The 17,774-nt window shown below is 37.1% G+C and carries 18 protein-coding genes; 12 read left to right on the top strand and 6 right to left on the bottom strand.

What is annotated here, in order from left to right:
* The first annotated feature begins 6 nt into the window (after nucleotides 1–6).
* From D0T85_RS09650 to D0T85_RS09635, 4 genes are read left to right on the top strand one after another with little or no spacing between them, the layout of a single operon-like run.
* Nucleotides 7–303 (top strand): hypothetical protein, encoded by a 297-nt coding sequence (locus D0T85_RS09650; RefSeq protein WP_163212699.1) that lies wholly within the window; start codon nucleotides 7–9, stop codon nucleotides 301–303.
* Nucleotides 291–506 (top strand): sulfurtransferase TusA family protein, encoded by a 216-nt coding sequence (locus tag D0T85_RS09645; RefSeq protein ID WP_163212697.1) that lies wholly within the window; start codon nucleotides 291–293, stop codon nucleotides 504–506. The genes D0T85_RS09650 and D0T85_RS09645 overlap by 13 nt, the downstream gene beginning before the upstream one ends.
* Nucleotides 507–529: 23 nt before the next feature.
* On the top strand, nucleotides 530–1,006 hold the full coding sequence (locus D0T85_RS09640) for a DUF456 domain-containing protein (RefSeq protein WP_163212695.1): 477 nt from the start codon (nucleotides 530–532) through the stop codon (nucleotides 1,004–1,006).
* A complete protein-coding gene (locus D0T85_RS09635) occupies nucleotides 1,006–2,796 on the top strand; it encodes a YgiQ family radical SAM protein (RefSeq protein WP_163212693.1) in 1,791 nt (596 codons plus the stop codon). The genes D0T85_RS09640 and D0T85_RS09635 overlap by 1 nt, the downstream gene beginning before the upstream one ends.
* A 40-nt stretch (nucleotides 2,797–2,836) precedes the next feature.
* Here D0T85_RS09635 and D0T85_RS09630 read toward each other — a convergent pair whose 3' ends face one another.
* From D0T85_RS09630 to D0T85_RS09610, 5 genes are all read right to left on the bottom strand, one after another.
* Nucleotides 2,837–3,637 (bottom strand): M48 family metallopeptidase, encoded by an 801-nt coding sequence (locus tag D0T85_RS09630; RefSeq protein WP_163212691.1) that lies wholly within the window; start codon nucleotides 3,635–3,637, stop codon nucleotides 2,837–2,839.
* A gap of 124 nt (nucleotides 3,638–3,761) precedes the next feature.
* Nucleotides 3,762–4,886: an OmpA family protein gene (locus D0T85_RS09625; RefSeq protein WP_163212689.1), complete on the bottom strand. Its 1,125-nt coding sequence runs from the start codon at nucleotides 4,884–4,886 to the stop codon at nucleotides 3,762–3,764.
* A gap of 55 nt (nucleotides 4,887–4,941) precedes the next feature.
* Nucleotides 4,942–5,691: a YjbH domain-containing protein gene (locus D0T85_RS09620; RefSeq protein WP_163212687.1), complete on the bottom strand. Its 750-nt coding sequence runs from the start codon at nucleotides 5,689–5,691 to the stop codon at nucleotides 4,942–4,944.
* Between the two features lie 59 nt (nucleotides 5,692–5,750).
* Complete coding sequence (locus D0T85_RS09615) at nucleotides 5,751–6,728, bottom strand: DUF3869 domain-containing protein (protein ID WP_163212685.1); 978 nt, start codon at nucleotides 6,726–6,728, stop codon at nucleotides 5,751–5,753.
* A gap of 20 nt (nucleotides 6,729–6,748) precedes the next feature.
* Nucleotides 6,749–7,963 (bottom strand): hypothetical protein, encoded by a 1,215-nt coding sequence (locus tag D0T85_RS09610; RefSeq protein ID WP_163212683.1) that lies wholly within the window; start codon nucleotides 7,961–7,963, stop codon nucleotides 6,749–6,751.
* A 792-nt stretch (nucleotides 7,964–8,755) separates the two neighbouring features.
* Here D0T85_RS09610 and ruvX point away from each other — a divergent pair.
* The 7 genes from ruvX to rplT all read left to right on the top strand — a co-directional run bounded on the left by ruvX (nucleotide 8,756) and on the right by rplT (nucleotide 15,466).
* Nucleotides 8,756–9,178, top strand: coding sequence for a Holliday junction resolvase RuvX (gene ruvX / locus D0T85_RS09605; RefSeq protein WP_163212681.1), 423 nt, complete (start codon nucleotides 8,756–8,758; stop codon nucleotides 9,176–9,178).
* 9 nt (nucleotides 9,179–9,187) lie between these two features.
* A complete protein-coding gene (def, locus tag D0T85_RS09600) occupies nucleotides 9,188–9,742 on the top strand; it encodes a peptide deformylase (RefSeq protein WP_163212679.1) in 555 nt (184 codons plus the stop codon).
* 107 nt (nucleotides 9,743–9,849) lie between these two features.
* On the top strand, nucleotides 9,850–11,883 hold the full coding sequence (locus D0T85_RS09595) for a tetratricopeptide repeat protein (RefSeq protein WP_163212678.1): 2,034 nt from the start codon (nucleotides 9,850–9,852) through the stop codon (nucleotides 11,881–11,883).
* 169 nt (nucleotides 11,884–12,052) lie between these two features.
* A complete protein-coding gene (gene thrS, locus D0T85_RS09590) occupies nucleotides 12,053–13,993 on the top strand; it encodes a threonine--tRNA ligase (RefSeq protein ID WP_163212676.1) in 1,941 nt (646 codons plus the stop codon).
* A 110-nt stretch (nucleotides 13,994–14,103) separates the two neighbouring features.
* Nucleotides 14,104–14,706 carry a translation initiation factor IF-3 gene (gene infC, locus D0T85_RS09585; RefSeq protein ID WP_163212673.1) on the top strand — a complete coding sequence of 201 codons (603 nt, stop codon included), beginning with the start codon at nucleotides 14,104–14,106 and terminating at the stop codon, nucleotides 14,704–14,706.
* Nucleotides 14,707–14,761: 55 nt separating this feature from the next.
* Nucleotides 14,762–14,959, top strand: coding sequence for a 50S ribosomal protein L35 (gene rpmI / locus D0T85_RS09580; protein ID WP_163212671.1), 198 nt, complete (start codon nucleotides 14,762–14,764; stop codon nucleotides 14,957–14,959).
* A 156-nt stretch (nucleotides 14,960–15,115) separates the two neighbouring features.
* Nucleotides 15,116–15,466 carry a 50S ribosomal protein L20 gene (rplT, locus tag D0T85_RS09575; RefSeq protein WP_163212670.1) on the top strand — a complete coding sequence of 117 codons (351 nt, stop codon included), beginning with the start codon at nucleotides 15,116–15,118 and terminating at the stop codon, nucleotides 15,464–15,466.
* A 655-nt stretch (nucleotides 15,467–16,121) separates the two neighbouring features.
* On the opposite strand, the gene D0T85_RS09570 is transcribed toward rplT, so the two are convergent.
* Nucleotides 16,122–16,490: a DUF3127 domain-containing protein gene (locus D0T85_RS09570; protein WP_163212669.1), complete on the bottom strand. Its 369-nt coding sequence runs from the start codon at nucleotides 16,488–16,490 to the stop codon at nucleotides 16,122–16,124.
* A gap of 152 nt (nucleotides 16,491–16,642) precedes the next feature.
* On the opposite strand from D0T85_RS09570, the gene dnaN reads away from it, so the two are divergent.
* Nucleotides 16,643–17,764, top strand: a complete 1,122-nt coding sequence (gene dnaN, locus D0T85_RS09565; RefSeq protein ID WP_163212668.1) for a DNA polymerase III subunit beta — start codon at nucleotides 16,643–16,645, stop codon at nucleotides 17,762–17,764.
* Nucleotides 17,765–17,774: the final 10 nt, after the last annotated feature.

Below are 17,774 nucleotides of genomic sequence, written 5' to 3'. Positions count from 1 at the left end.
CAAAACATGGATACATATACTATACAAGCCAACGCATCAGGAACGCGTACAATCACCGTTTCGGAAGAGAATTTGCAAACAATTGAAAAATATTCATTATTTCAGCGCCTGATAGATAGCAATGGAATAGTAGATGAGCAGGTACTCGAAAAACTCAGATTAAACATTCGCTCCCTGATTGCTGCTCAGGAAGAAGATAGTAAAGATCTTCTCGACCTCTGCATTGATGTGATTTATCACAATAATATGAAAGCGTTCGGACTGCAACAACTCATACAATTATATCTACAATGGATACAATAATCGATACCACCATTGTTACTAAATACAGCCCCCTAATACCTGCATTGAAAGCAATATATGAAGGTAAAAAAGGAGATAAGGTTCAGATTGTTATGGACAATGAGCAAGCATTTCAGGACCTTAAAGAATTTCTTTCGGAACGGGGAACCGGTTTCCGCGAGATATACGACATCAATCAGCTTATTCTACAATTCACGCTTTAACGCCGGATATTAGTTAAAAAATCATGGACATAGTATTAATTATTCTTGGTGCTATCTGCCTACTGGCAGGATTAGCCGGATGTCTTTTACCCATTCTTCCCGGACCTCCACTTGCTTATATAGGAATGGTTTTGTTGCATTTTACCGATAAAGTTCAGTTTACAACAACACAATTAATTATTTGGCTTATTCTTGTTATTGTTATACAAGTAGCCGATAATTTTATTCCCATGCTGGGAACCAAAAAGTTTGGCGGTACCAAATGGGGAATATGGGGATGCCTTGCCGGAACGTTACTCGGAGTAATACTATTTCCGCCTTGGGGAATTATTATCGGTCCGTTTGCAGGTGCTGTTATAGGAGAACTACTTGGAGGAAAAGAAACACAGCAGGCCATACGTGCCGGATTGGGTTCCTTTATCGGATTTATGCTCGGCACAATCATGAAGTTCATGATCTGTGGATACTTTATCTATGTTTTTATTCGAGAACTTATTTAATGAAAACAAATTGGTTACCCACTACAAAAAAAGAAGTTGAACTACGAGGATGGGATGAACTGGACATCATTATATTTAGCGGAGATGCTTATGTAGATCATCCTTCTTTCGGTGCAGCAGTTATCGGACGTATTCTTGAGGCAGAAGGGTTAAGGGTTGCAATCATTCCTCAACCTAACTGGCGCGACGACCTACGCGATTTCAAGAAGCTTGGTAAGCCACGCTTATTCTTCGGCATCAGTGCCGGATGCATGGATAGCATGGTTAACAAATACACTGCCAACAAACGTTTACGCAGCGAAGATGCTTACACACCCGATGGTCGGCCCGACATGCGACCTGAATATCCAACCATCGTTTACTCAAAGATTCTTAAAGAAATATATCCGGATGTGCCTGTGGTACTGGGAAGTATAGAAGCATCCCTCCGCCGGCTTACCCATTACGATTATTGGCAAGACAAATTAAGGAAGAGCATACTGTGTGATAGCAGTGCGGATATATTAATATATGGGATGGGCGAAAAACCAATTATTGAACTGGCAAAAAGGCTACAACAAGATAAGTCAATCCCTACAGATATACCTCAAACGGTATACCTAACCAAGCAAATAGAAAAACAGGAAACCGATATATTGCTTTCATCGCACGAAGACTGCTTGAAAGATAAAAAGAAACAGGCTGCTAATTTTCGGTATATCGAAGAAGAAAGCAATAAATATGCTGCTTCACGCATTCTTCAACAGGTAGGGAATGAATGGGTTGTTGTTAACCCACCTTATCCTCCGATGTCGCAACAAGAAATAGATCGCTCGCACGATTTGCCTTATACCCGGCTACCACATCCCAAATACAAGAACAAACGCATCCCAGCTTATGATATGATTAAATTCTCCATCAATCTGCATCGAGGATGTTTTGGCGGATGTGCTTTCTGTACAATATCAGCACATCAAGGAAAGTTTATTGCCAGCCGTAGCAAAGAAAGCATTTTGCGAGAAGTGAAGAAAGTTATGGAATTGCCTGACTTCAAAGGATATTTAAGCGACCTCGGTGGCCCTTCAGCAAATATGTATAAGATGGAAGGTAAAGACGGAAATATGTGCAAACGTTGCAAACGTCCGTCGTGTATCCATCCTAAAATATGTCCGAATCTGAATACCGATCACCGTCCGTTACTCGATATATACCGGTCGGTCGATGCTATTCCAGGCATCAAAAAGAGTTTTATTGGAAGTGGCGTTCGATACGATTTAATGCTGCACGACAGTAAAGATTCTGCTATTAACCGGGCATCCAATGAGTATACCAGAGAGTTAATAATAAACCATGTTAGTGGCCGGTTAAAAGTTGCCCCAGAGCATACCAGCGACAGTGTGTTGTATGTGATGCGTAAACCTTCATTCGATCAGTTCGAAACATTCAAAAAAACATTCGATAAGATCAACAAAGAGAATAATCTACGCCAGCAACTTATACCTTATTTTATCAGCAGTCACCCCGGATGCAAGGAAGAAGACATGGCCGAACTTGCAATCACCACCAAAAGGTTGAATTTTCATCTGGAGCAGGTACAAGACTTCACTCCTACCCCAATGACCATAGCTACCGAAGCCTTCTACACCGGATTTCATCCATATACACTGAAACCCATTTTCAGTGCCAAGACACAACGCGAGAAGCTGGCTCAACGGCAATTCTTCTTCTGGTACAAACCCGAAGAAAGGAAACAAATAATTGCAGAACTTAAACGCATCGGAAGAAGTGATTTGATAAAGAAGCTCTATTAAAAAATCGGGGCATTCTTTTAAGAAACACCCCGATTATACATTATTTGTTAGCTACATATTGATCTGCTTTTTCTTTCATCCTTTTAGCACGCTTTTCACTATCCGGATGTGTAGAGAACATCTGTTGTATTTTAGAAGATTTCTCTCCACCTGAATTAAACATCTCTACCAATTTATTCAAAGAATTCGACATTGCATAAGGATCAATCTCGTTTTGAACACAAAACTTGAGTGCATAGTCATCTGCTGCATTTTCTTGCTTCTGTGAGAATTGAGCACCTGCCAAAGCATCAGCTAATTGCCCCAATTCAGAGTCACCCAGTTTTGCAGCAGTATCACTGAAAGCTCCAGCTGCATTTACTGCTGCTGAACGAAGATATGCATTCTTCATAGCATCTTTAACATCAGTATTCACTATATGACCGATTTCATGCCCAATAACTGCCATTACTTCTTCGTCAGTCATTACATCCATTAATCCGGCACAGATACGGATGCTTCCATCACCACATGCAAATGCGTTTACATCAACCACTTCGTAAACACCGAAATTTACTTTCATACCTTCTACTTCGGTAATATGGCCAACCATTTTTTCAAGGCGTTTACCATATTCTGTATCGGGAGCAGTTAACGGATTATGGGCATCCATCCATTCCATGTATTCTGAACAGATTTTAGCTATATCAGCATCCGAAAGAGTGATTGCTTTCGCTGTTTCTGTTGCAGCTTTTACAGCTTTACCTACATTGATTTTCTTCCCTCCAATCTTAACTTGTGCAGTTGTTGTTAAGGATAATGCACAAAACAATAAAAATACTAAAGTGAGTTTAAGTTTCATTTGTGTTAAATATTAAATTACTAAACTAATTTCATCGTAAAGATAGAAAAAAACATTAAAAAAGAGGATGTTCAATATGAACATCCTCTTTCATCAGAGCTGGAACTCTCTATTGACCCCTATCTTATTCCAGAATTACTACACGGTTAAGTTTGTTCTGACCGAACATATTTGCTGTACCACCGAATCCTACTAGTTCAAGTGAAGACGAGCTTACACCTTCTTTAATAAGAGCATCGTAAACAGCCTGAGCACGTTTTTCAGAAAGTTTCTGGTTCCAGCTTGAGCTACCAGTTGCTTTATCTGCATAACCTGCCACTTTGTATTTTTTGTTCGGATTAGCCTTGATGATCTTAGCAGCCAACTGAATGTTAACCATACCATAATCATCAATGTTAGATTTACCAATCTGGAAGAATACTGCACGAGGACCGGCAACTTCGATTTCCTTAACAACTTCTTCTTTAACTGGTTTCATGTTAGCAAGAGCATTTTTAGCGGCTGCCAATTCAGCTTCTGCTTCAGACAAAGCGTTTCTGTATTTGTTGATTTCAGCGTTAAGAGCATCTGTGTCGATTTTAGCACCAACAGGGATGAATTTCTTTCCACCGAATGTGTAGCTAACACCAGCAAGTACAGATATTGCACCATCACTGTTAAATTCGCTGTATTTACCATAGATAGAAGGAGAAACCTCGCCTCTTGCTTCTATAGTGATATCAATATGCTTATTAACATTAAACTGCCCAATAAGACCAGCAGAACCGTTTACTAACACTCTAAGGTCATTATTACCTTCTATAGTATTTTTTGCAAAAGACATTCCAGGACCTGCAAACACAGAAAGTGTAAATAAACGATTAGGATTATAACCTGCTAAAGCATTAGATAGATTAAAAGTTCCATCCAAATGCAGGTTTACAAATTTCTTCTTTACAACATCATAAGAGTCTCTACCATAATTTGAAACAATTTTACCCCATACTCCATTCGCTTGTCCACGAATTCCCCATACAGGATCAATTAGTTTTCCAAATGTTAATGCTATTTTCGGCGTGATAACGTCTCCTAGCCCAAATCCATCCTGATCATGCCATTCCGGATTTAAAGTTGTTTGGACACCTCCGCTAATACCGATGTACCAATTGTGTTTCCAGCTCTCGCTGTAAAACTTTTCTTTGGTCTGTGCAGTAGCTGAACTAACTACACCGGCCAACAGTAAAGATAATATTACTAATTTACTTTTCATTTTTTTAGTTTTTATTTTTTCATTTTTTGATCTGTAATTCACTCTCACCATTAATTTACTTCAAATATATTTTGTAAGTAAGCCCACCAGTAAAATATTTCATTCTTTGCAATTCTACCTGTGCATGTAAATGGTTGAAAAGCAAATAAGTGGCACCAAATGCAAAATCTTTTGCATCATATTCCATTATCACTCTCAACTCTGGACAAAAAGATGGATTATAAGTTATTCCACCCGCTAATCCATTTAAGGGATAATCTTTTCTATTATTGTAAAGATAAGACAGATGTATTCCTATCATTTCTTTACCTATTGGAATATGTTTTGTTGCTGCAATATAGAATCTACACCAATAACCATTTCCATCTACAGATGATATTTGCCCTTCTCCAGATTCTGTATAAGGATCAGATGTTCCTAATACCACAGATGGCATATAATCCCAAAACTGTCCTTCTTTCAAAACTCTAACTCTTGCTGAGAAGTTTCTATCCTGATTTGTAAACTTACCTTTTCCAACCTTCCAATCTATCCCAATTGTTTGAGATTGAAACAAAGTACATGTATAGGCTATTTCCAACCAAGGAAATATTGTTACATTTAAGAAATAATTATATGTATGGTAATTCCACCGAGTTGGAGTAACCTCCTTGTTCAGAAAATTCCCCCCGATCATAACAGTTTTGTCTGCTTGCATTTCACCCGAAGGAGCATGTAGTAGACCAGTTGTACCGTATGTTAATTGAGCCGAAAGCATACTATACCAGCAAAGAAACAAACCTAATATAAGGATCTTTTTCATCATACTGCTTTATTAACCATCGGCTCAATAAAAATTAGTATTTATTTTCTATCGACTAGTGACTAGAAGCTTCCAGAACCACCACCTGCATTAGGATTAATTCCATGACCATCATGACTTGTATGTGTATCATGATTGAAATATGTAGGATAGATTGTTACACCTTCTTGAGATACAACAGTACCAGTTACATCATTTCCATTAAATGTAAATGTGAAAGTTCTTGGCACCATATTATAGACTGCTCTATATCCAGATGCACTATAGTTATACCATGCAGGAATAGCAAATGTTCCTATTCTTTGTTTGAAGCCAAATGTTTTTCCTATTTTAGCAGCTACTGCAGCTTTGAATATATCTAATTCTTCGCCAGCAGCTACAGCTCTTGAAACAGGAGTAGATTCTACATTGCCAACAATGATAAATCCATCATAGATTACATATTCAGCATCAGCAGGAAGATTGCTCATGTCATTTGTAAAATCAGCAACAAGAGTATTCCAAACAGTACTACCAGACACTTCTGCTGAAGGATCTTTGAAGGTAATATTTTTTGCACTAACAGTTACCGCAGTAGCACCTTGAACACCAGTTTTAGCTGCTGCAATAGTTTCAGCTGTTGTTGCTTCTTCAACACCAGGAATTTCAATTGCACCCAGAGGAACCAACGCAACACTAGCATCAGCAATATAAACACCACCAGCATTTACTTTATTCAAGTAAACTTGTTTTGTTACAGAAACATAACCATCGGCCTTTACTTCAACACTAATAGCATCAGTTGTGTATGTAACATCCGCTTTAAAAGTGCTTACTTTAGTACCTACACTTTTACTTCCTACTGTTATTGTTGTTGCTTTCAATGCAGATCCAGTATTAGCATCAGTAATGGTTCCAGCTACATAGTATTCAGGTTCTCCTAGAGGAAGTGTATCTATTCCCTCTTTTTCATAGCAGCTAGTGAATACAGTACCACAAACTGCTAAAATAGCTAACGCCGTTTTAGCGCTACTTCCAAAAAAACTACTTTTCATTTTCATGTTCGTCTTAATTTAAAAAATTAAAAATTTAATAATTCTGATTTAATAAAATATGGGTTATAATCATTATCTCTTAAATCGTTTTTATCTGCTCTGGAACGATATTTTTTTCCATAAACTTCTTCGTTCCCTGCATTATATTTCAGTCCAAAATCCCCCATCATAACTCTAGGGAAATAACCTTTCCTCTTTTGCTTATATGGAGGTATCGCTATTTGGAAAACAAATCCTCCATTTAAACCATTATTGCCTGCGTGTTCAACCAACGACAAATAAAACCCGATAGAAGTGTGTCTAAAATGCCGAAACATTTCACCAGTAACTCCATATTCTTCACGTATATAACGTTCTCCTCTTATTTTAAATTGTGTGTTATATTCCGGCCAATAAAAATTTGCTCCTAAACTAGCTGTCAAAGTCCACTTTTTATCATGATAATAAGCCCAATTATCATATTCCCCAGCTCTTGTATAACCTAAATGTGCTTGAATAGAAAAACGTTCATCTTTTAGATAATGTTTGATTTCTACATCAAATCCACCACGAAAATTATTAAAAGTGCCCATTGTTGCTGTTAAAAAAGTACATTTAGGTAACCTTACTGTTTGACTTAATGTCACAAAACCAGGGCGAATTTGTTCATATTTTGATCCATAATCATTTACTATTGGAAAAACGATCTGTCCAGCCAATTTCATTCCTGGCCACAAACTTATTTCTATAGATGGAGAAAGATTAAAAACAACATCATAAATCCTTGACAACTTATAATTCCTAAAATGTAATTCCGGATACACTACTATATCCACTTTATACAAGGAACTATTTTCTTTTTTTGCTTTTTGTACTTTCTTCCAACTATTACCCAAATCATAAGTAACATTCCAATCTTGGCGCAACACATTCATTGTACTATCTGCTACTACAGGCTGATAGTTCAATGAGATTTGTGGAACATTATTCTCCAGCACAATAACCCTACATGATTTATTTATGGGTAAACCTGATTCTTGTATTAAGTCAATAGCCTTTCCAACACCTACGCCATTCAACCTATAAGGAGTATTTTCAAATACAAAAACCCTTTCTTCATCATCTTCAATCCAGGAAACATTTTCAAACCCCATATCAACTAACACTTTTGCAACAGAATCTCCTGATTGGCTATAGCCGCTTAGTGTGATTAGGCAGATAAACAAAATTATTGCTCTGTGTGTTATACCAAGTTTTTTCATTAAGTACAATGTGTCCTAGGCTTCCTTTTAAACTCTATTAATAAAATAAAGTAAAACTTGGTGCAAAAATAGGCACATTTTTAAGAATACCAAAAGTTTTTTAAGCAAAAAGCAAATTAAATTCTATTTTTAAAAACAAATCATGAACAACAAAGCATCAATTTTGCCATTGATAATAATGCATTTCTGTTCATTTGTTGGGCTTTTAGTGCTATATAGCTTTGAGAGTCAGTGCTATATAGCCGAGAGGAGCAATACTATATAGTTTTAGGGGTCAGTGCTATATAGACCAAGACCGCTCGTCTATATAGCACAAATGCATAAAAGCGTATTTATACTTTAGCACCTTCATCAACAGCAGCAATTTCTTTTTCTTCTTTTTCTGCTGTTATGTTATGTTATGTTATATTCTCTTCTTTTCTTTTCTATTGTTGCAACGGAATTCAACGGGCGTTGGATTTGGTTCTTTTACATTTGTGCGAACATTTCTTTCCGCCTTTTGCAAGCAGAGATATCTCAATGCAATAAAATCGCATCGCAATTGTAACAGAATCAGAAGAAACAAACAAGTTACCGTTTGCTATTACATCGACAGAAAAAAGGTTGTAGACATACAAAACTGCATCAATTTGCAACCAAAACTACGATGTTTTTATACTATATTGCCACAGTTTGGATTGCAAATCATGATTATTTGAATGATAAATGACTGTGCTTTATAAAATGTAGTATCTTTATTTTTAATTTTCGGCTTTCTGTTTTCAACTATTAGCAGTAACTTTGCAACTGAATATGGGTAGAATACTTGCAATTGATTATGGACGAAAACGCTCGGGCGTAGCAGTAAGCGACTGTTTGCAAATAACAGCAAATGGCTTAGATACTATTGCCACACATTTACTTCTTGACTATATTATAAACTATGTAGTTGTTGAAAATGTAGAAGAGATTGTTATTGGAAAGCCAAAACAGATGAACTATGAAGATTCCGAAAACTTTAAAAGGATTGAAATATTTGTAGGCACACTTAAAAAAAGACTTCCTGATATCCCTATTATATATGTAGACGAACGTTTTACTTCTGTTTTAGCACAACGCACCATGTTAGATGCCGGTTTAAAGAAAAAAGACAGGCAAAACAAGGCATTGGTAGATAAAATAAGTGCCACAATAATATTGCAAAGCTACCTGGAAAGCAAGGATTTACAACTATAAAATTACAATATGATTTTACCTATTTACCTATATGGACAACCTGTACTTAGAAAGGTTGCAGAAGATATAACTCCGGATTATCCTGAACTGAAAGAATTAATATCCAACATGTTCGAAACCATGTACCGGGCAGATGGAGTTGGCCTTGCCGCTCCCCAGATTGGTTTACCAATACGGGTGGTAGTTATTGATCTGGATGTTCTATCTGATGACCACCCTGAATTTAAAGGATTTCAGAAAACCTATATAAATCCACACATCATTGAAACTAGTGGTGAAGAAGTATCTATGGAAGAAGGTTGTTTGAGCTTACCGGGTATACACGAAACCGTAAAAAGAGCAAACCGTATTCATGTGAAATACATGGATGCAGACTTTGTTGAGCACGACGAAATTGTAGAAGGATATCTCGCCCGGGTTATGCAGCACGAATTTGATCATCTGGAAGGAAAAATGTTCATCGACCATATATCTCCTTTGCGTAAGCAAATGATAAAAAGTCGGTTAAACTCCATGTTAAGCGGAAAAGCCCGTTGTTCTTACAAAGTTAAGCCCGTAAAATAAAAAAATTAGCATCTCATAATTTAATTATTATTAAATCATAAATCGTAAATTATTAAATCGCAAATAAACACATACTTTTGTTCCTTTTATTAGGCCATAATTAACTTATGCTAAAAAAGATACTAATCATTTTATTGTTCTTTCCGGTTTATTTATCTGCTCAGATAAATACGGATAGGGTAATGTCCATTGCACGAAATGCACTTTATTTTGAAGACTATGTTTTATCCATACAGTACTTCAACCAGGTTATTAATGCAAAGCCCTATCTGTATGAACCTTATTTTTTCAGGGGATTAGCTAAAATATACCTGGAAGATTTTCAAGGTGCTGAAGCCGACTGTACAGCTGCAATTGAACTCAATCCGTTTGTTGTTGGAGTGTACCAGATCCGTGGACTTGCCAAAATCAGGCAAGGTAAGTTCGACGAAGCCATCGCCGATTATGAGAAAGCCATCTCATACGATCCGGAAAATATCACTTTATGGCATAATCTAACTTTGTGTCATCTACAGAAAGAGGACTATAAAGCTGCCGAAATTGATTTAGAACAAATACTTAGAGTATCTCCTCGATATACACGTGCTTACTTAATGCGTGGTGAGGTTGCATTGAAACAACAAGACACCATTCGTGCCATGAATGATTTCGATAAAGCTATCGAAATAGATAAATACGATCCGGACGCATGGACATCAAGGGCCATATTAAAGCTACAACAAGGCGAATACGCATCTGCAGAAACTGATTTGAATCAGTCTATCCATTTAAATACAAAGAATGCGGGTAATTATATTAACCGGGCATTGGCTAAATATCACCAGAATAATTTAAGAGGAGCAATGGCTGATTATGATATTGCTCTTGATATTGAACCAAATAACTTTATCGGACACTACAACCGTGGATTATTACGCGCCCAGGTTGGCGATGATAACAGGGCCATTGAAGACTTCGATTTTGTTATCAAAATGGAACCGGATAACATGATGGCGATATTCAACAGGGGGATATTACGATCGCAAACCGGAAATCTAGGTGGAGCAATTATGGACTTCTCGACAGTACTCCAAGAGTATCCTAATTTCCTTGCCGGTTATTACCACAGAGCCGAAGCCAGAAGAAAGTTCGGTGACCGTAAAGGTGCAGAAGCTGATGAATATCAGATATTAAAAGCCCAATTAGATCGTAGAAACAATACGAATGCTAATAATACGCTAGCAGACAATAAAACAGAAGAGGATATTGAAGAAGGTGGCAACAAAACGCGTAAAAAATCGGATAAAAACATAAACAATTACCGTAGAATTGTTATTGCCGACAATTCGGAGAACGAGCAACGTTATTCTAGTGATTATAGAGGTAAAGTACAGGATAAGAATGTGAATATCAAGCTGGAACCACTCTATGTACTTACTTATTATGAAAAAGAAAGCGATGTTAAACATATCGTTCACTATAATAAGTATATAGATGCATTAAGTCAATCTAAAATTCTACCCAAACGTTTGCAAATAACCAATGCAGAAGCGGCTCTAACACAACAACAAGCAGATTTCCATTTTGCACTTATTGATACACATACATCTGCCATTGTTGACGAACCTACAAACCCATTGAAACGTTTTGCACGGGGATTGGATTTCTATCTGGTACAAGATTTCTCGAATTCAATAGAAGATTTTACTCAAGCCATTTTATTGGACGATACATTCTTCCCAGCTTATTTTATGAGGGCTTTGGTAAAGTACAAACAACTGGAATATCAACGTGCAGAAGAAGCTATCTCTACACCTGTTGCCCCAGGAGCGAGCAAGCCAAAAGAAATTGGTTCCTTTGATTACGAAATGGTTAAAAAAGACTTGAACAAAGTTATTGCACTGGCACCCGATTTTATTTATGGTTATTATAACAGAGGAAATCTTTTGGCCATGTTAAAAGACTACCGGGCAGCTATTGTTGATTATGATAAAGCCATTGAGTTAAATGCCAACTTTGCCGAAGCATATTTTAACCGGGGACTTACTCATATATTTCTTGGCAACAACAAAAAAGGGATAGCCGATTTAAGTAAAGCTGGTGAATTAGGGATAATTTCGGCTTACAATGTTATTAAGAGATTTACTGAACTCCCGGAGTAAATTGAAAGCTAAAAACTGAAAATTGAAAGTTAGCATGCTGCAAGTTTTATTATTTGCAGATTTTGTCTAATTTTGCATCTCAAACATGAAATTCAAAGAATCTTGAACGTTGTTATGCAGCATTGTAATTTTCAATTTTCAATTTTCAACTTTCAATTTATTCAAGATTATGATAAAAATAACTTTTCCCGATGGCTCTGTTCGCGAATATGAAAGCGGAGTAAACGGATTACAAATTGCTGAAAGCATTAGTTCACGCTTAGCACAGGAAGTGCTATCTATAGGAGTGAATGATAAAACTTACGATTTAAGTCGTCCGATAACAGAAGACGCAGAAATCAAACTATACAAATGGGACGACGAAGAAGGTAAACACACGTTCTGGCATACAAGTGCCCACCTCTTGGCCGAAGCATTGCAAGAACTTTATCCTGGCATTCAGTTTGGTATTGGTCCTGCTATTGAAAACGGGTTCTACTATGATGTTGACCCAGGAAGTGCAGTTATTCGGGAAGCCGACTTGCCCACTATCGAAAAGAAGATGCAGGAACTTGCTTCTCTGAAACAACCATTAGTTTGTGAGAGTGTCAGCAAAACTGATGCACTCAAATTATTTGGCGATAGAGGAGAGACTTATAAAACTGAGTTAATATCGGAACTTGAAGACGGCACTATTACAACTTATACTCAAGGAGCATTTACCGATTTATGTAGAGGTCCTCATCTAATGTCGACAGCTCCAATAAAAGCTATTAAACTTACTTCTGTTGCCGGTGCATACTGGCGCGGTCAAGAAGATAAAAAGATGCTCACCCGTATTTATGGAATTACTTTCCCCAAAAAGAAAATGCTGGATGAATATCTTGTATTGTTGGAAGAAGCCAAAAAACGAGATCACCGAAAGATCGGAAAGGAAATGGAACTGTTCATGTTTTCCGAAGCTGTTGGAAAAGGATTACCTATGTGGCTTCCTAAAGGAACTGCATTGCGTTTACGCCTTGAAGACTTTCTGAAAAAAATCCAAAAGCGCTTTGGGTATCAACAGGTAATGACTCCGCATATTGGTAGCAAGAATCTATATGTAACCTCTGGTCACTACGCTAAATACGGAAAAGATTCGTTCCAACCGATACACACTCCGGAAGAAGGTGAAGAATACCTTTTAAAACCAATGAACTGTCCTCACCATTGCGAAGTCTATAAATGGCAACCTCATTCCTATAAAGAACTTCCATTAAGATTAGCCGAGTTTGGTACAGTATACCGCTACGAACAAAGTGGTGAGCTTCATGGTTTAACACGTGTAAGAGGTTTTACCCAAGACGATGCACATATTTTCTGTCGCCCAGATCAGGTAAAAGACGAGTTCCTTGCTGTGATGGATATCATCCTTATTATATTTAAGGCATTAAACTTCGAGAATTTCGAAGCACAGATATCTTTAAGAGACCCCGAAAACCGCGAAAAGTATATCGGTAGCGATGAGAATTGGGAGAAAGCAGAAAAAGCCATTATAGAAGCTTGTGCAGAAAAAGGCATGAGCGCAAAAATTGAATATGGCGAAGCTGCATTCTATGGTCCTAAATTAGACTTTATGGTTAGAGATGCTTTAGGTCGCAGATGGCAATTAGGAACAATCCAAGTAGATTATAATTTACCAGAACGTTTTCAATTGGAATACACAGGCGCTGATAATCAAAAACATCGTCCTGTAATGATCCACCGCGCACCTTTTGGTTCAATGGAACGTTTTGTTGCCGTGTTGATTGAACATACTGCCGGTAAATTCCCATTATGGTTAACACCCGATCAGGTAGCCATTCTGCCAATCAGTGAAAAGTTCAATGATTATGCAGAAGAACTAAAGAAATACTTCGATACGATTGATATCCGGGCTATTGTAGACGATCGCAACGAAAAGATTGGAAGAAAGATCCGTGATAACGAATTGAAACGCATTCCATACATGTTGATCGTTGGAGAAAAAGAAGCTGAAAATGGTGAAGTTTCTGTTCGCCGACAAGGAGAAGGAGATAAAGGAAGTATGAAATTTGAAGAATTTGGTAAAATTTTGAACGAAGAAGTTCAAAATATGATAAATAAGTGGTAAATTTGCGGCCGTTGTAAAAGCACAGTATTATTTTAATGCTCTAAAGACCGCTTTTAATAATTAAAAAACATTTGGTAGTAAAAAAACAAACTGGAAGTAATCGTTATTTAATGAAGAATGACAATTTAAAAGGGCAATTCCGGATCAATGAACAGATTCGTGCCAGAGAAGTACGTATTGTCGGTGATGACAACATCGAAGCGCAAGTTTATCCTATTGATCAGGCACTTAAAATGGCTAGGGATCGCGAATTGGATCTTGTAGAGATTTCTCCAAATGCGCAGCCACCGGTTTGTCGGATTATTGATTACTCAAAATTTCTTTATCAACAAAAGAAAAAGCAGAAAGAACAAAAAGCCAAGCAGGTTAAGGTAGTTGTAAAAGAAATCAGATTTGGTCCACAAACCGACGATCATGATTATAACTTCAAGCTAAAACACGCAAAAGGCTTCCTTGAAGATGGCGACAAAGTAAAAGCATATGTTTTCTTCAAAGGACGTTCTATTCTATTCAAAGAACAAGGAGAAGTATTGTTGCTACGTTTTGCTAACGATCTTGAAGATTATGCAAAGGTAGATCAGATGCCGGTACTGGAAGGAAAGCGCATGACTATTTTCTTATCACCCAAGAAAAAAGAACAGAAAAAAGCGCCTGCTAAACCAGCTGCACCAAAGGCAAGCGAAAACAATCCACAGAATAATGAAAATGAGTAACGCCATAGGTATAGTGCGTTACCATACTATTAATAATTTAATTAAATAAGTAAAGATGCCAAAGATGAAGACTAACTCCGGTGCCAAAAAAAGGTTTACCCTTACCGGAACAGGTAAAATCAAAAGAAAGCACGCTTTTCATAGTCACATTTTGACTAAGAAATCAAAAAAGAGAAAAAGAAACCTGTGTTACTCAACTACAGTAGCTACTGTTGATGAAAATCAGGTGAAAGAACTCTTAGCGATGAAATAATGTATAAATGTGCCAATAGTTAATGTATTAATACATAATCAATACAATTGGCAAATTAATCACATTATTCACATTATCTCATTATTAACCGGATGCATTAGCATGAAAGTTCGTTACGCGAAGTAACGGCGCTAACATTCAAAAAGAAACAAAACTATGCCAAGATCAGTAAATCATGTTGCTTCAAAAGCAAGAAGAAAGAAAATTTTGAAACTCACCAGAGGTTACTTTGGTGCTAGAAAAAATGTTTGGACTGTAGCTAAGAATACCTGGGAAAAAGGTTTAACTTATGCTTACCGTGACCGTAAAAACAAAAAAAGAAATTTCCGTGCTCTTTGGATACAACGTATTAATGCTGCCGCCCGCTTAGAAGGTATTTCATACTCTAAACTTATGGGAGGATTGCATAAAGCAGGTATTGAAATTAACCGTAAGGTTCTAGCTGATTTAGCAGTAAACCACCCTGAAGCTTTCAAAGCTATAGTGGCAAAAGCTAAAACTGCTTAATTTCGATCGATTAAAGCATAAAAGGTTGTTCTGGAAACAGAGCAACCTTTTTTATTGTAATCGGTTTGATTCGACTGAGATGAGTATTTCACGATTTCACCACAGAGTTCACAGAGTTACACAGAGTTTTAAACTTCATGCGGTATCGTATTTAAAGTTCTGTGTAACTCTGTGAACTCTGTGGTGAAATCGTACAATTAAACTATAAACCCCTAGTAATAAATTCATTACAATCGCTTTAGCTTTATTGCGGATTAATAGAAAGAATTAAAATTAAGAATTTAAGAACAAAAATTTCGAATTACTTGTTTATATGCCATAAAGTACATATATTTGTTATAGAAAACAGCCGCATTGGTTAGATTGGGAAACTCATCAATTATAACTGAAAACCGAGACAAGCTTTCGCTTCTCAATGGCGGGCCACATCCTTCGGGACAACTTTTAAGTCGGTGGATTACAAAGAGGGGCGGGCACTCAAATCATGTCATTCGGAGTTTCATCACATCATCAATGCGGCTTTTCTTTTTGCTCAACTATAATTAGTTGGGCTTTATTTTTATCCGTAAATACCGATTTTAAAGCTACAAAAAAACAGTAACACTGGTTTTATCCAATGCTACTGCATTATATTCTAACTATCTAATTTATTTAATTAGAACGGTAGATCATCATTTACATCACCTGGTATAAATTCAGGTGTTGCTGTTGCTGGAGGTGGAGGGAAAGCCCCTGGCGCTTGTGTACCGGCATTTACTCTTTCAACTTTCCATGCACGGACACTATTAAACCATCTATCTTGCCATTGACGAGCATCAATATCAAAAGAAACAGTTAACTCCTCTCCCATTTGTATAGCAAATTGTTCAATTCTATCCTGACCAAAAACCTCAAAACACATCTTTTTAGGATACTGATCATGATTCTCAATTACATATTCCTGAGCCTTCCACTCATTCCCTGTAGCTTTTGCTACTCCGCTTTTTGGCGATAATACGGCTATGATTCTTCCGGTAAATTCCATCGTTATAATTTTTAATTGTGGTGCGAAGATACAATTTTCTCCTAATATTCCTCAAATAAGATGAGGTTTTTCTTTTGCCATATTGCGCACTACATATTTTTTTTTGTAACTTTGTCACTTAGTAAAATAAAAAAACTTTAATATATAAACATATGAAATTTGTCGTTTCAAGTACTGCTTTATTCAGCCATTTACAGGCAGTTAGCCGTGTGATAAATTCGAAAAACACGTTGCCTATCCTTGACTGTTTCCTTATCAATTTGGAAGACGGTACTCTGACTGTTACTGTATCCGATTCAGAAACCACCATGGTAACCTCTCTCGAAGTTAATGAAAGCGATACAAACGGGAAATTTGCAGTCGTTGCAAAAACACTTCTGGAAGCGTTAAAAGAAATTCCGGAACAGCCTATTAGTTTCGAAGTATCCGATACACTCGAAATAAGTGTTACTTACCTGAATGGTAAATACAGTTTGATGGGACAAAATGCCGACGAGTTCCCACAATCCGCATCATTAGGAGAAAGTGCAGTACGTATGGAAATTGACGCACAGGTTTTACTTAGTGGTATCAACCGCACCATCTTTGCAACTGCCGACGACGAACTTCGCCCGGTTATGAATGGTATCTACTTTGATATAACTACCGAAGATGTCACTATGGTAGCCTCTGATGGTCACAAGCTGGTACGTTACAAAACAACCATGTCGCATGGTAATGAGCGTGCAGCTTTCATCTTACCAAAGAAACCTGCTAACTTATTAAAAAATCTGCTGGCAAAAGAACAAGAAACTGTTGTGATTGAGTTTGACGAAAGAAATGCTGTTTTTGTATTAAGCAACTACCGCATGGTATGTCGTTTGATTGAAGGCAGATATCCAAACTACAATTCAGTAATTCCACAGAACAATCCTAATAAAGTAACAATCAACCGTCAGCTACTTATTGGTGCACTACGTCGTGTATCTATTTTCTCTTCACAATCAAGTAGTTTGATAAAACTAGGTTTCCAGGAAAACGAAATTATCGTCTCTGCACAAGACATCGACTTCTCAACATCAGCAGAGGAAACACAAGTATGTCAATACTCAGATGAGCCAATGGGGATCGGTTTTAAAGCAACTTTCCTTCTGGATATTCTTAATAATATTGCATCCGAAGAAATTGTTATCGAACTAGCCGATCCTTCCAGAGCAGGTGTTATCGTTCCGATAATACAAGAAGAGAGTGAAGACCTCCTGATGCTTCTGATGCCAATGATGCTGAATGATTAATTTTTCAGAT

This window comes from Bacteroides sp. 519, assembly GCF_010500955.1.
Classification (GTDB): domain Bacteria; phylum Bacteroidota; class Bacteroidia; order Bacteroidales; family Bacteroidaceae; genus Bacteroides.
The sequence above is the reverse complement of the archived record's forward strand: the minus strand, read 5'-3'. Positions and strand labels throughout refer to the sequence as shown.

Excerpts from the sequence above, each read along its gene's own strand:
- D0T85_RS09650 (WP_163212699.1), top strand. The coding sequence starts at position 7 with ATGGATACATATACTATACAAGCCAACGCATCAGGAACGCGTACAATC.
- D0T85_RS09645 (WP_163212697.1), top strand. The coding sequence starts at position 291 with ATGGATACAATAATCGATACCACCATTGTTACTAAATACAGCCCCCTA.
- D0T85_RS09640 (WP_163212695.1), top strand. The coding sequence starts at position 530 with ATGGACATAGTATTAATTATTCTTGGTGCTATCTGCCTACTGGCAGGA.
- D0T85_RS09635 (WP_163212693.1), top strand. The coding sequence starts at position 1,006 with ATGAAAACAAATTGGTTACCCACTACAAAAAAAGAAGTTGAACTACGA.
- D0T85_RS09630 (WP_163212691.1), bottom strand. The coding sequence starts at position 3,637 with ATGAAACTTAAACTCACTTTAGTATTTTTATTGTTTTGTGCATTATCC.
- D0T85_RS09625 (WP_163212689.1), bottom strand. The coding sequence starts at position 4,886 with ATGAAAAGTAAATTAGTAATATTATCTTTACTGTTGGCCGGTGTAGTT.
- D0T85_RS09620 (WP_163212687.1), bottom strand. The coding sequence starts at position 5,691 with ATGATGAAAAAGATCCTTATATTAGGTTTGTTTCTTTGCTGGTATAGT.
- D0T85_RS09615 (WP_163212685.1), bottom strand. The coding sequence starts at position 6,728 with ATGAAAATGAAAAGTAGTTTTTTTGGAAGTAGCGCTAAAACGGCGTTA.
- D0T85_RS09610 (WP_163212683.1), bottom strand. The coding sequence starts at position 7,963 with ATGAAAAAACTTGGTATAACACACAGAGCAATAATTTTGTTTATCTGC.
- ruvX (WP_163212681.1), top strand. The coding sequence starts at position 8,756 with ATGGGTAGAATACTTGCAATTGATTATGGACGAAAACGCTCGGGCGTA.
- def (WP_163212679.1), top strand. The coding sequence starts at position 9,188 with ATGATTTTACCTATTTACCTATATGGACAACCTGTACTTAGAAAGGTT.
- D0T85_RS09595 (WP_163212678.1), top strand. The coding sequence starts at position 9,850 with ATGCTAAAAAAGATACTAATCATTTTATTGTTCTTTCCGGTTTATTTA.
- thrS (WP_163212676.1), top strand. The coding sequence starts at position 12,053 with ATGATAAAAATAACTTTTCCCGATGGCTCTGTTCGCGAATATGAAAGC.
- infC (WP_163212673.1), top strand. The coding sequence starts at position 14,104 with ATGAAGAATGACAATTTAAAAGGGCAATTCCGGATCAATGAACAGATT.
- rpmI (WP_163212671.1), top strand. The coding sequence starts at position 14,762 with ATGCCAAAGATGAAGACTAACTCCGGTGCCAAAAAAAGGTTTACCCTT.
- rplT (WP_163212670.1), top strand. The coding sequence starts at position 15,116 with ATGCCAAGATCAGTAAATCATGTTGCTTCAAAAGCAAGAAGAAAGAAA.
- D0T85_RS09570 (WP_163212669.1), bottom strand. The coding sequence starts at position 16,490 with ATGGAATTTACCGGAAGAATCATAGCCGTATTATCGCCAAAAAGCGGA.
- dnaN (WP_163212668.1), top strand. The coding sequence starts at position 16,643 with ATGAAATTTGTCGTTTCAAGTACTGCTTTATTCAGCCATTTACAGGCA.